This window comes from Kitasatospora sp. NPDC057940 (genome assembly GCF_042887425.1).
GTDB lineage: Bacteria > Actinomycetota > Actinomycetes > Streptomycetales > Streptomycetaceae > Kitasatospora.
In genome coordinates this window covers 172,449-183,847 of sequence record NZ_JBHVPH010000004.1, presented here as the reverse complement: position 1 = coordinate 183,847, position 11,399 = coordinate 172,449, and the positions used below count along the sequence as shown (strand labels likewise).

The following is an 11,399-nucleotide window of genomic DNA, read 5'->3' as shown; positions in this document are numbered from 1 at the left end:
TCCTGGTGCCGGTTCGCCGGTTCGTTCCTGCCCGTTGCCCGTTGCCCGTTGCCCGTTGCCCGTTGCCCGTTCGCCGTCGCCGTCGCCCGTCGCCCGTCGCCCGGGGGGCGGCTCGCGGCCGGCGGTGGGTCAGGCGGTCGCCGGGTTCGGCGGGAAGGGGGACTGCGGGGCCGGGTGGTACCCGTACGGGGACTGCTCGGCCGGAGGGTACGGGGCGGCCGGGTTGACCTCGGTCCGGTCCGGATCCGGGCCCGGGGCGGCCGGGCGTGGGAGCGTCAGCTCCGGGGCCGTCGCGTTCGGGCCGCTCGGCGCGGTCGGGCTCGCGTTCGGGTTCGGGCTCGGGCTCGGATCCGTCGCGGCCGGACCGCCCGGGGCCGCAGGCCGGCCCGCTGGCCCGGCCTGCGCCGGGAGCGGATCCGGGCTCGGCGGCGCCGGCTCCAGCGCCGTGCGCCCGGCCGAGTCGCTCAGCTTGATCAGCAGCGCCACGATCAGCCAGTTCGCCAGCAGCGACGAACCGCCCGCCGCCAGGAACGGCAGCGCCTTGCCGGTCAGCGGTACCAGCCCGCTCACCCCGCCGACCACCACGAACACCTGCAGCGCCAGCGCCGTCGACAGCCCCGTCGCCAGCAGCTTGCCGAACGGGTCGGTCAGCCCGACCGCCGTCCGCAGCCCGCGCTGGACCAGCAGCAGGTACACCAGCAGCACCGCCGTCACTCCGGCCAGGCCCAGTTCCTCACCGATCGTGGTGAAGACGAAGTCGCTGCGCCCGGCGAAGCCGATCAGCCACGGCCGCCCCGAGCCCAGGCCCGTCCCGGTCAGGTGCCCGGTGCCCAGGCTGAACAGCGCCTCGGCGGGCTGGTCGGAGATGATCGCCGGGTCGTGGTGCTCCTTGTAGATGTCGAGCGGGTGCAGCCAGGCCTCGACGCGCCCGTGCACGTGCGGCTCCACGGTGCCGACCACGGCCGCGCCGCCGACCGCCATCAGCAGGCCGAGCACCACCCAGCTGGTGCGCTCGGTCGCCGCGTACAGCATCACGACGAAGACGCCGAAGAAGATCAGCGAGGTGCCGAGGTCGCGCTCGAAGACCAGCACCAGCAGGCTGACCACCCAGATCGCCAGCACCGGGCCGACGTGCCGCCCGCGCGGCAGGGTCATCCCCCAGATCTTCCGGCCGGCCAGCGCGAGCGCGTCCCGGGAGGCCATCAGGTACCCGGCGAAGAAGATCGTGATCGCGACCTTCACGAACTCGTCCGGCTCGAAGGAGAGTCCGAACAGGCGGATCCAGCGCTTGGCGCCGAAGTCCTCCGGCCGGCCCGGGAAGAACGCGGGCGCCGCCAGCAGGATCAGCGCCCCCGTCATCAGCAGGTACACGTACCGCTGGAAGAACCGGTGGTGCTTGATCAGCGCGATCAGCGCGATCGCCACCGCGACCGAGACGAACACCCACATCAGCTGCGAGGGCGCGGCCGGGAGCTTCTGGTAGTCGCCCTTCCTGGCGTGCGCCGCCGCGTAGGAGATGTCCAGCCGGTCCAGCAGCATCAGCCCGAAGCCGGTCAGGAAGACGCCCAGCGGCAGGATCAGCGGATCCGCGTACGGGGCGAACCGCCGCACCGCCAGGTGCGCCACCCCGGCCAGTCCGCCCAGCGCCAGGCCGTGGACCAGCAGCCCGGGCGGCATCTTGCCGGTCAGTGCCAGATCGGCGTCGATGTGCCCCGCCAGACAGACGGCCACCGCGAGCGCCAGCAGGCCCAGCTCGATGTTGCGGTGGCGCGCCGCCAGCCGGCGGCCCTCGCCGCGTGCAGTGCTTTGCACCCTTGTCGTCCCCTTGTCATCACCCGCGTGGCCGGTATCGCCGACGGTGCATCCTGCCAGACGAACACGGCCCCGCGCCGGTTGCGGTCCGGGGGCCGTCGAGGCCGGAACTTTGCCTGGGCAAAGCTTTTTCCGGGCTCGGTAAAGCTTTGTTCAGGTGCAGGTATAGAGGCGGGCCCCGGGTGCGGCGGGCCCCGGCCGGGAGGCCATCATGGCCGGGCGCCGCGGTCCGGTCCGCGGCGCCCGACGGACCGCCGCACGGCGCCGGCGGCGGCAGGGCGCGAACGAGGTGGGCGGACGGATGGACGGCGCGGTGCGAGTGCTCGCCTACAGCGGACCGCCGCCCTGGCAGTGGTCCGACCTGGCCACGTCGTGGACGGCCGAACCGCTCGTGCTCACCCTCTCCGTGCTGCTCGGCGGCTGGTACCTGGCCGCGGTGCGCACCGTCCACCGGGCGGGCGGCGAGCGCTGGCAGCCGTCCCGCACCGCCGCCTTCCTGGGCGGGCTGCTGCTGTGGATCTGGTGCACCTGCTCCGGCCTCGGCGTGTACGAGCGGATCCTGTTCACCGACCGGGCCGTCCAGGTCGTGCTGCTGCTGATGCTCGTCCCGCTGCTGCTCGCGCTCGGTGCGCCGGTCTCGCTGCTGGTCGCGGCCGCGCCGCCGGCCCGGCGCGAGCGCGTCCTGCGGGCGCTGCGCAGCCGGCCGTCCAAGGTGCTGATGTTCCCGGCCGTCTCCACCGCGCTGCTGATGGCCCCGCCGTGGCTGCTCTACTTCACGCCCTGGTACGAGGAGTCGGTGTCCAGCGCGTTCGGGAACGTGCTGCTGCACCTGGCGCTGGTGCTGCTCGGGCTGGCGTACTTCTGGCCGCGGCTGCAGATCGACCCGGTCGGGCGCGAGTACCCGCACCTGGTCGGACTGTTCATCACCTTCGCCGAGGTGATCTTCGACGCGGGGCTCGGGCTGGTGCTGATCTACGGCGGCCACCTGGTCGCCGAGCACTACTACGTGGCGCTCGGACGGCCGTGGGGGCCGAGCCTGGCGCAGGACCAGACCTGGGGCGGCAACATGCTCTGGGTGCTGGGCGACCTGGTCGGGCTGCCGTTCCTGGCCGCGCTGGTGCGGCGGATGGTGGTGCAGGGGCGGGAGGAGATCAAGGCGGTGGACGCCGAACTCGACGCCCGTTTCGAGGAGGCCGCGGCGCAGGCGCAGGCGGCGGGGCTGCCGGCCGAGGAGGAGGCCGGGATGCGGCCCTGGTGGCTGGACGACCCGAACCTCAAGCACCGGTACGGCGGGTAGCCGGCTCCGGCGGGCTCCTCAGTGCGGGCCCGCACTTTTGTAGGTCCAATGTTGGCCCCTTGTGGCTCCCTTCACCGCGTTTCCGCAGGTCAAAAATCACTTGGCCCCGCCACCCCGACCAGCTAGCGTTTCTCCCGTCCAGATCGGGGGCCTTCACGGCCGCCCGAGGAGCAGAGAGCAGGAGGTGAACCCCGTGGTCGTTGTCGCCCCGATAGCTGCCTTGGGCAGCACTCGCGTTCACCTCCTCTTCCCGGCCGCCGGCTGACCCTTTCCGCGCCAGCCGCAGCCCGCCGGGATCATCTCCTCCCGAAGGGCCCACCGCGTTGTTCAACGCTGCCTCCACTTCGTCGTCCCCCTCTGGCTCCCTCTCCGACGAGCTGCCGCTGTCCGGCTACGGCTGGACGCCCGAGCTCGCCGAACTCTTCACCCCGCTCGGCGAGGCCGGTCTGATCCCGGCCCGGATCGTCCGGGTCGACCGCGGCCAGTGCGACGCCGTGCTCGCCGATCCGGAGACGGGTGAGCCGCGCACCGTCCGGCTCGACACCCGCCCGGTCGCCGACGCCGACATGATCAACTGCCCGTGCACCGGCGACTGGGCCGCCGTGGACCTCCACGCCCAGCCGATGGCCGCCGTCAGCGCACTGCTGCCCCGCTCGACCGCGATCATCCGCAAGGTGGCCGGCAAGCGCTCCGACGGCCAGGTGCTCGCCGCCAACGTCGACACCGTCCTGATCGCCGCCTCGCTCGCCGCCGATCCGGACCTCGGCCGGATAGAGCGCTTCCTCGCCCTGGCCTGGGAGTCCGGCGCCGACCCCCTGGTCGTCCTCACCAAGGCCGACCTGGTCGACGACGCCGAGTTCATCCGCGCCGACGTCGAGGCGGTCGCGCCCGGCGTGACCGTGCTCGTGGTCAGCGCCGAGACGGGCGAGGGCATGGACGTGCTGCGCGCCTGCGCGCCCGGCACCACGGCCGTGATCGGCCAGTCCGGCGTCGGCAAGTCCACGCTCACCAACGCGCTCGCCGGCGTCACGGCGATGGCCGTCCAGGAGGCCCGCTCGGTCGACCAGAAGGGCCGTCACACCACGACCACCCGCGAACTGATCCCGCTGCCCGGCGGGGGTGTGCTCATCGACACCCCCGGGCTGCGCGAGGTCGGCCTCTACGGTGGCGAGGGCGTGGACCTGGCCTTCGCCGACATCGCCGGACTGGCCGAGGACTGCCGCTTCCATGACTGCGGCCACCACACCGAGCCCGGCTGCGCGGTGCAGGCGGCGCTCGCCGACGGCTCCCTGCCGCAGCGCCGGATGGACAGCTACCTCAAGCTCCAGCGCGAGAACGAGTGGATCGCCTCCCGCTCGGACGCCCGACTGGCCTCGGCCCGGGCGAAGAAGTGGAAGTCGCTCTCCAAGTCGATGCGCGCCGCGGGAGGCCCCGTGAAGCGCTGACCAGGAGCCGACCAGGAAACCAGGAGGCCGCGGCCGGCCTCCGCCCGGGCCACCAGGCTCGGCGGAGGCCGGGCGGGCCGGCAGCCGGAAGTGCTTCAGGGCCACTGCGGTGGCGTCGTCCACGGTGAAACCCGGGTCACCGAGGACGGCGAGCCGCCCTGGCCGGAGGCCAGACCGCGAGCAACGCGCGCGTGCACCGAGCGCTGCGGCGTGGTCTTCTCCCGGCGTGGGTGCTCCTGTGTGGGCGCCCCAGCGCGGGCCTCCCGGTGTGGGGCCTCCGGCGTGGGCCTCCGCTGTGGCCCTCGGCGTGGTTCCCACACCGGGCCCCTGTGAGGGCCCCCAGCGCGGGGACCAGGGTGGGCCCCCTGTGGAGGGCCCCCGGCGCGGGCCCTCCGGGCCGGTGCTCGGGATGGGTGGGTGGAGGTGGGCGGAGGGTGGGGTGGGGGAGGGGGGAGGGGGGAAGCCCCCAACGGCCATGTCCGATTCCCGCCAGTCACCCCCGCCCCAGTGCCGCAAACTGGACAGCGTGATCGACGACGACATCCGGTACCGAGCCGTGGACAGCCGAGACGCCCGCTTCGACGGCGTCTTCTTCACGGCCGTCACCTCCACCGGCATCTACTGCCGACCGAGCTGCCCCGCCGTGACCCCCAAGCGCGTCAACTGCGTCTTCTACCCCAGCGCCGCGGCCGCCCAGGGCGCCGGCTTCCGCGCCTGCCGCCGCTGCCGACCCGACTCCGTGCCGGGCTCCCCGGAGTGGAACCACCGCGCCGACCTGGTCGGTCGCGCGATGCGCCTGATCGGCGACGGCGTAGTCGACCGCGAGGGCGTCGCGGGCCTGGCCAGCCGCCTCGGCTACAGCTCCCGCCAGCTCCAGCGCCAGCTCATCGCCGAGCTGGGCGCCGGCCCGATCGCGCTGGCCCGCGCCCGCCGCGCCCAGACCGCCCGCCTGCTGCTGCAGACGACCGAACTCCCGGTCACCGACATCGCGTTCGCCGCCGGCTTCGCCTCGGTGCGCCAGTTCAACGACACCGTCCGCGAGGTCTACGACCGCACCCCCAGCGGTCTGCGCGCCGAGGTCGTGGCCGGCCGCCGCGTCGCGACCCCGGCCGGCGGCCTCACCCTGCGCCTGGCCTACCGCGGCGCGCTCGACAGCGACCACCTGATCGATTTCCTCGCCCTGCGCGCCGTTCCCGGCGTGGAGGAGGTCGTCCCCGCTCCGCGCCCCGGCGTCCGCACCTACCGGCGCACCCTGTCGCTCCCGTACGGGCACGGCATCGCCGAGGTCGACGGGCTGGCGCCGGGCGAGCCGCGCACCCGCGGCTGGCTCGACTGCCGCCTGCTGCTCGCGGACCTGCGCGACCTCCCGACCGCCGTCCAGCGCCTGCGCGGCCTGTTCGACCTGGACGCCGACCCGGACGCGGTCGACGAGCAGCTCGGCGCCGACCCCGTGCTCGGCCCCCTGGTCCGGGAACGCCCCGGCCTGCGCTCGCCCGGCCACGTGGACCCGCACGAGCTGGCCGTCCGCGCCGTGCTCGGCCAGCAGATCACGGTCGGCGCCGCCCGTACGCTGGCGGGCCGGCTGGCCGAGAAGTACGGCACCGCGCTGCCCGAGCCGAGCGGCGGCCTGCGGCTGCTGTTCCCGACGGCGGCGGTGCTGGCCACCGCCGACCCGGAGGACTTCGCGATGCCCGCCGCCCGCCGCCGCGCGCTCACCGGCCTGTGCGCGGCCCTGGCCGAGGGGGCGGTGCGACTCGACGGCGGGGTGGACCGGGAGGAGTCCGCGGCCAAGCTGCTGGCCCTGCCCGGCATCGGCCCCTGGACCGTCGGCTACCTGAGGATGCGGGCCCTCGCCGACCCCGACGTCTTCCTCCCGGGCGATGTGGGCGTCAAGCACGGCCTCGTCCGGCTCGGCGCCCCCGGCGACCCGAAGAACGCCGCCCGCGCGGCCGAGGCGTGGGCCCCGTGGCGCTCCTACGCCGTGCACCGGCTGTGGGCCGGGCTCGCGAGCGCCAGCACTGGAACGGAGAAGGCAGAGGCATGAGCACCACCGTCTACACCACCATGGAGAGCCCGTTCGGCCGGCTGCTGCTGTCCGGTGTCCTGCCCGAGGGCGGCGGCGCGGCGGCGCTGGCCACCGTCACCGCGCCCGGGCAGAAGTACGCGCTGGCCGAGCCCGCCGACGACTGGGTCCTTGACCCGGAGGCGCTCGCCGAGCCGGTCGCCCAGCTGACCGCCTACTTCGCCGGCGAGCGCACCTCCTTCGACCTCCCGCTCGCCCCGGCGGGCACCGAGTTCCGTCGGCGGATCTGGGCCGCCCTGGACGGGATCCCGTACGGCGAGACCGTCACCTACGGCCAACTCGCCGATCTGGCGGGGGAGTCGCCGCGCGCGGTGCGGGCGGTCGGCGGCGCGGTGGGCGCCAACCCGCTGCTCATCGTCCGCCCCTGCCACCGTGTCATGGGCGCCAACGGCTCGCTGACCGGCTTCGCGGCGGGCGTGGACTGCAAGCGCCGGCTGCTGGAGCTGGAGAGCGGCACGCTGTTCTGACGCGTCCGCCCGGGCGGCGGCGCGGCTCAGCCCGCCGCCGCCCGCAGGTCCACCCGCCAGTTGTGGCTGCGCATGAACCGCCCGGGCGGGAACTCGAAGTCCGTCTCGCCGACGAGGCTGAACCCGGCCTTCGCGCAGACCGCGTTGGAGGCCGGGTTGTCCACCGAGGGGAAGGCGTGCAGGTGGCGGTGGGCGGCCTCGCGGCGGGCGGCCGCGACGGCGGCGCGGGTGGCGGCGACGGCGATGCCCCGCCCCTGGTGGCCGGGCAGGACGTTCCACCCCATCTCGTGGACGGTCTCGCCCTCCCAGGTGCGGGTGCCGTAGCCGACGGTTCCGACGGCCTCGCCCTCGGGGAGCAGCACGATCCGGTACATGCAGCCCAGGCCGGACGGGACGAAGTCCAGGTAGCGCCGGTGCCGGACGAGGAGTTGCTCCTCGGTCTCCGGGCCGCCGACGTGCTTCTTCATCTCCGGGGTGTTGACCCGGCGCAGCAGTGCGAGGTCGGCGTCCGTCCAGGGCTCGATCAGTACCTGTGCTGTGCTCATGCCGGGGACGGTAGCGGTCCGTACGGGTCGGCGACCAGCGGTTTTGGGGGCGCCCGGGGGGTGCTGACCAGGGTTCGGCCGGGGCCGGACCGGGGCCAGGCCGGGGTTCAGGTCTGGTCGGGGCCCTGGCCGGTCTCGGCGAGGGCGCGGGCGAGCTGTTCGAGGGCGGGCAGCGCGTGGACGACGGCGTCGCGGTCGGTGGGGTCGAGGGTGCCGAGGGCGGTGGCGATGCGGCGCTCGTGGGCGCGCTGCCAGTCGTCGAGCTGGCGCCGGCCGGCCGGGGTGAGGGCGATGCGGGCGGTGCGACGGTCGCCGGGGTCGGCCTGGCGGTCGACGAATCCGGCGTCCAGGAGCTTGCCGATCAGTCCGCTGACGGTGTTGGGGGCGAGCCGCTGCCGGGCGGCGAGTTCGCCGACCCGCAGGGGGGCCGCGGCGAGGGTCTGGAGGAGTTCGACCTGTGCCATGGGCAGGGACTCCCACGGGTAGTCGGTGCGGATGCTGCTGCGCAGGGCGCGGCGCAGGCGGGTGACGGTGTCGGTGAGCCGCCGGGCGTGGTCGACCGCCGTTTCGGGGGTTTCGGTGGCGGGGTCGGGGACGTGTGGTGACGACGGCATGGCGGACAGCGTATCGCCTGGTACGGGCCGGTCCGGCGGACTGTCCACCGTCGGGCGGGGGCCTCCCGGAACTCTGTGGATACCCCTGGGGCCCTGTGGAACTCGGCGCGCCCGGGGCTCCCGTCGGAAAGCGAGCAACTCGTAGAAAGAACATATCTGCATCCGATATATTTGTGGCATGAACGCCACCGCCCTTGCCGCGCGGCTGCTCACCGAGCGGCCCCGGCCGCGCGGCATAGCCGGCTGGCGTCACGCCCACTGGCTGGCCGTCGGCACCGTCTGCCTCGGGGCCTTCCTCGGCCAGCTCACCGCCAGCGTCACCGCCCTCGTCTTCCCGGCCCTCGGCCGGCACTTCGACGCCGGCTTCGCGGCCGTCGAATGGGTCGCCCTCGCCTACCTCCTGGTGCTGGTCGCCCTGCTCGCCCCGGTCGGCTGGCTCTCCGACCTCATCGGCCGCAAGACCATGTACCTCGGCGGCTTCGCCGTCTTCGCCCTCGCCTCGCTCGGCGCCGGATACGCCGGCAGCCTCGGCGTGCTGGTCGCCTGCCGGGCCGTCCAGGCCGTCGGCGGCGCGATGATGCAGGCCAACAGCGTCGCCCTGGTGGCGCGCGGCGTCCCGGAGCACGCGATGCGGCGCGCGCTCGGCATCCAGGCGGCGGCCCAGGGGCTCGGTCTGGCGCTGGGCCCCAGCCTCGGCGGGCTGCTGGTGGAGCACGCCTCCTGGCGGTGGGTGTTCTGGATCAACGTGCCGATCGGGGTGCTGGGCATCCTGGCCGGCTGGTTCCTGCTGCCCCGCACCCGTACCGGGCCCCTGCCCGCCGCCGGTGCCGGGAAGCAACCCGCCGCCGGTAGCGGGGGCCCGCCCGCAGGAGCCGCCGCCCGCCTGCCCGCCCCCCGCACCGAGGACGGCCCGCTCGCGCCGGGCACGGTGAGCCCGCCCGCCACCGTGTCCGCCACCACGCCTGCCACCACGCCCGCCCCCGCGTCCGGCGGCCGCTTCGACCTGGCCGGCCTGCTCCTGCTCACCGGCTCCACCACCGCGCTGCTGCTCGCCCTGTCCACCGCCTCCGGACTGCCGCTGCCCGGCTGGGCCGTCGCCGTCCTGCTGCTCGCCGCCGCCGTCCTCGCACTCGCGCTGGTCCGTCAGGAACGGCGGGCCGCCCGGCCGATCCTGGCGCCCGGCCTGGTCAACACCCCCGGGGTGCGGTCCGGGCTGGTGGTCTCGCTGATCGGCTACCTGCTGCTGTTCTGCCCGCTCGTGCTCGGCCCGGTGCTGCTCACCGGCGCGGGCGTGCCGGTGGCCCGGGCCGGCCTGGTGATCACCCTGCTGCCCGCCGCGTTCGCGCTCGCCGCGACCGTCGGCGGCGCGCTGCTGCCGCGCGGCTGGTCGGACGTCGCCCGCTGCCGCGCGGGCGCGGTGCTCGCGGGCGCGGGGCTGCTGCTGTTCGCGCTGCTGCCGGTCTCCGGGGCGGCCGTGGCGGTGCCGCTGCTGCTCGCCGGCTACGGGCTGGGACTGCTGCTGCCGGCCAACAACGCGCTGGTGATGCGGGCGATCCCGGCGCAGTGCTCGGCGGTCGGCGGCGGCATGGTCAACATGGCCCGCAGCCTCGGGACGGCGCTCGGCACCGCGCTGCCCGTCCTCGGCGTCCACCTGGCGGGCCCGGCGGCCGGCGGCCGGACGGTGCTGCTCGCTCTCGCGGCGGTCGCGGTGGCGGCCGTGGCCCTGACCCGGCCGGTCCGCCCGGCCTGAGCCCGGGCCTCCGCCCCGGGCCTCCGCCCTGGCTAGGCCTCCGAGCGGACGTTCAGCGCGTCCTGGGCCCGGTTGAGGCCGCGTCGCACCAGCGTGTCCAGCGCGTCCGCGCACCGGTCCAACACCCCCGGCAGGGCGGCCTGTTCGTGGTCCGAGAACTTCTTCAGCACGAAGTCGCCGACGCTCTGCCCCTTCGGCGGGCGCCCGATGCCGAAGCGCAGCCGCACGAAGTCGCGGGTGCCGAGCACCTCGCCCACCGAGCGCACGCCGTTGTGGCCGCCGGGGCCGCCGCCGCGCTTGAGCCGTCCGGTGCCGAACGCGAAGTCCAGGTCGTCCTGCACGACCACCAGGTGCTCGACCGGGACGCCGTAACGCCGCAGCAGGCCGGACACCGGTCGGCCGGACAGGTTGATGAACCACTGCGGCTTGGCCAGCACCACCCGGTGGCCGTCGATCTCGATCTCCGCCACCAGGGCGCCGATCCCGCGCCGCCGGAACCGCGCGCCGTGCCGTTCGGCCAGCCGCTCCACGGTCAGGAAGCCGGCGTTGTGCCGGGTCAGCCGGAACCACGGGCCGGGGTTGCCCAGTCCGGCGATCAGCCAGGGTGCGGCGGGGGTCATCGGGAGCTCCAGGTGCTTGGCGCGGACGCGGGACGGCCGGGGCGCGGTACGCACGGTACGGGACCGTCGACCGCGCCCCGGCCGTCCAGGACACGCGCAGTGGGGTGGGTCAGGACTCGGGCACGCCGGGGGCGGCGCCGCGCTCCGTGAGCATGTCGGTCATCAGCTGCACCTCCGAGGTCTGCGCGACCACCATCGACTGGGCGAGCCGCTTCTCGGCGTCGTTCCTCGCCAGGTCCACGTAGCCCTGGGCCATTTCGACGCCGCCCTTGTGGTGCTGGATCATCAGCTGCAGGTAGTACACCTCGGCGTCCCGCCCGCTGAGCGAACGCAGCTTCGCCAGCTGGGTGTTGGTGGCCATGCCGGGCATCAGCGAACCGTCGTGGGCCTGGTAGTCGTGGCCCATCCTCATCCACGCCATCGGCTTGGCCGCCGAGTGCTGCGGCAGCCCCCACTGGTCGATCCAGCCCATCATCATCCCGCGCTGGTTGGCCTGGGTGTTGATGATGTCGAAGGCGAGGGTGCGGGTCGGGTCGTCGCCGGTGCGGTCCCGGACGATGAACGACAGGTCCACCGCCTGCTGGTGGTGGGTCGCCATGTCGCGGGCGAACCCGGCCTCGGGCGAGTCGTCCGCCGGGACGGCCACCGAGGCCGACCCGGACGCCGACGTCCCGCTCGCCACCAGGGCGGGCACCCCGAGGGCCAGCGCGAGGGCGGCGGCCAGCGCGGCCGGCCACCACAGCCGCCGACGGGCCGGGCGCGGCGC

General features: G+C 74.8%; 10 protein-coding genes. 5 read left to right on the top strand and 5 right to left on the bottom strand.

Annotated features, from left to right (window positions below; genetic code table 11):
* Positions 1 to 129: 129 nt before the first annotated feature.
* The gene (locus ACFVTF_RS09115) at positions 130 to 1,812 is read right to left on the bottom strand and encodes an FtsW/RodA/SpoVE family cell cycle protein (protein WP_387811164.1); all 1,683 of its coding nucleotides are present in this window, start codon (positions 1,810 to 1,812) and stop codon (positions 130 to 132) included.
* 211 nt (positions 1,813 to 2,023) lie between these two features.
* Here ACFVTF_RS09115 and ACFVTF_RS09110 point away from each other — a divergent pair, with 211 nt between their 5' ends.
* From ACFVTF_RS09110 to ACFVTF_RS09095, 4 genes are all read left to right on the top strand, one after another.
* Complete coding sequence (locus ACFVTF_RS09110; protein WP_371516497.1) at positions 2,024 to 3,109, top strand: cytochrome c oxidase assembly protein; 1,086 nt, start codon at positions 2,024 to 2,026, stop codon at positions 3,107 to 3,109.
* A gap of 323 nt (positions 3,110 to 3,432) precedes the next feature.
* On the top strand, positions 3,433 to 4,554 hold the full coding sequence (rsgA, locus tag ACFVTF_RS09105; protein ID WP_387811161.1) for a ribosome small subunit-dependent GTPase A: 1,122 nt from the start codon (positions 3,433 to 3,435) through the stop codon (positions 4,552 to 4,554).
* A 475-nt stretch (positions 4,555 to 5,029) separates the two neighbouring features.
* On the top strand, positions 5,030 to 6,598 hold the full coding sequence (locus tag ACFVTF_RS09100; protein WP_387811158.1) for a DNA-3-methyladenine glycosylase 2 family protein: 1,569 nt from the start codon (positions 5,030 to 5,032) through the stop codon (positions 6,596 to 6,598).
* Positions 6,595 to 7,104 (top strand): methylated-DNA--[protein]-cysteine S-methyltransferase, encoded by a 510-nt coding sequence (locus tag ACFVTF_RS09095; RefSeq protein ID WP_371516494.1) that lies wholly within the window; start codon positions 6,595 to 6,597, stop codon positions 7,102 to 7,104. The genes ACFVTF_RS09100 and ACFVTF_RS09095 overlap by 4 nt, the downstream gene beginning before the upstream one ends.
* Positions 7,105 to 7,130: 26 nt before the next feature.
* Here the strand turns inward: ACFVTF_RS09095 and ACFVTF_RS09090 are convergent, their stop codons facing one another.
* Together ACFVTF_RS09090 and ACFVTF_RS09085 are read right to left on the bottom strand one after the other, a co-directional pair.
* Complete coding sequence (locus ACFVTF_RS09090; RefSeq protein ID WP_371516493.1) at positions 7,131 to 7,649, bottom strand: GNAT family N-acetyltransferase; 519 nt, start codon at positions 7,647 to 7,649, stop codon at positions 7,131 to 7,133.
* Between the two features lie 107 nt (positions 7,650 to 7,756).
* A complete protein-coding gene (locus ACFVTF_RS09085; RefSeq protein ID WP_371516492.1) occupies positions 7,757 to 8,263 on the bottom strand; it encodes a MarR family winged helix-turn-helix transcriptional regulator in 507 nt (168 codons plus the stop codon).
* 178 nt (positions 8,264 to 8,441) lie between these two features.
* Between ACFVTF_RS09085 and ACFVTF_RS09080 the strand changes: the two genes are divergently transcribed.
* Positions 8,442 to 10,013, top strand: a complete 1,572-nt coding sequence (locus ACFVTF_RS09080) for an MFS transporter (RefSeq protein ID WP_387811155.1) — start codon at positions 8,442 to 8,444, stop codon at positions 10,011 to 10,013.
* A gap of 32 nt (positions 10,014 to 10,045) precedes the next feature.
* On the opposite strand, the gene pth is transcribed toward ACFVTF_RS09080, so the two are convergent.
* The gene (gene pth, locus ACFVTF_RS09075; RefSeq protein ID WP_371522615.1) at positions 10,046 to 10,645 is read right to left on the bottom strand and encodes an aminoacyl-tRNA hydrolase; all 600 of its coding nucleotides are present in this window, start codon (positions 10,643 to 10,645) and stop codon (positions 10,046 to 10,048) included.
* A 97-nt stretch (positions 10,646 to 10,742) separates the two neighbouring features.
* Positions 10,743 to 11,375, bottom strand: coding sequence for a DUF305 domain-containing protein (locus ACFVTF_RS09070; RefSeq protein ID WP_387811669.1), 633 nt, complete (start codon positions 11,373 to 11,375; stop codon positions 10,743 to 10,745).
* Between the last annotated feature and the right edge of the window lie 24 nt (positions 11,376 to 11,399).

Coding starts and splice junctions, on each gene's coding strand:
- ACFVTF_RS09110 (WP_371516497.1), top strand. CDS start 2,024: ATGGCCGGGCGCCGCGGTCCGGTCCGCGGCGCCCGACGGACCGCCGCA.
- ACFVTF_RS09100 (WP_387811158.1), top strand. CDS start 5,030: ATGTCCGATTCCCGCCAGTCACCCCCGCCCCAGTGCCGCAAACTGGAC.
- ACFVTF_RS09095 (WP_371516494.1), top strand. CDS start 6,595: ATGAGCACCACCGTCTACACCACCATGGAGAGCCCGTTCGGCCGGCTG.
- ACFVTF_RS09090 (WP_371516493.1), bottom strand. CDS start 7,649: ATGAGCACAGCACAGGTACTGATCGAGCCCTGGACGGACGCCGACCTC.
- ACFVTF_RS09085 (WP_371516492.1), bottom strand. CDS start 8,263: ATGCCGTCGTCACCACACGTCCCCGACCCCGCCACCGAAACCCCCGAA.
- ACFVTF_RS09080 (WP_387811155.1), top strand. CDS start 8,442: ATGAACGCCACCGCCCTTGCCGCGCGGCTGCTCACCGAGCGGCCCCGG.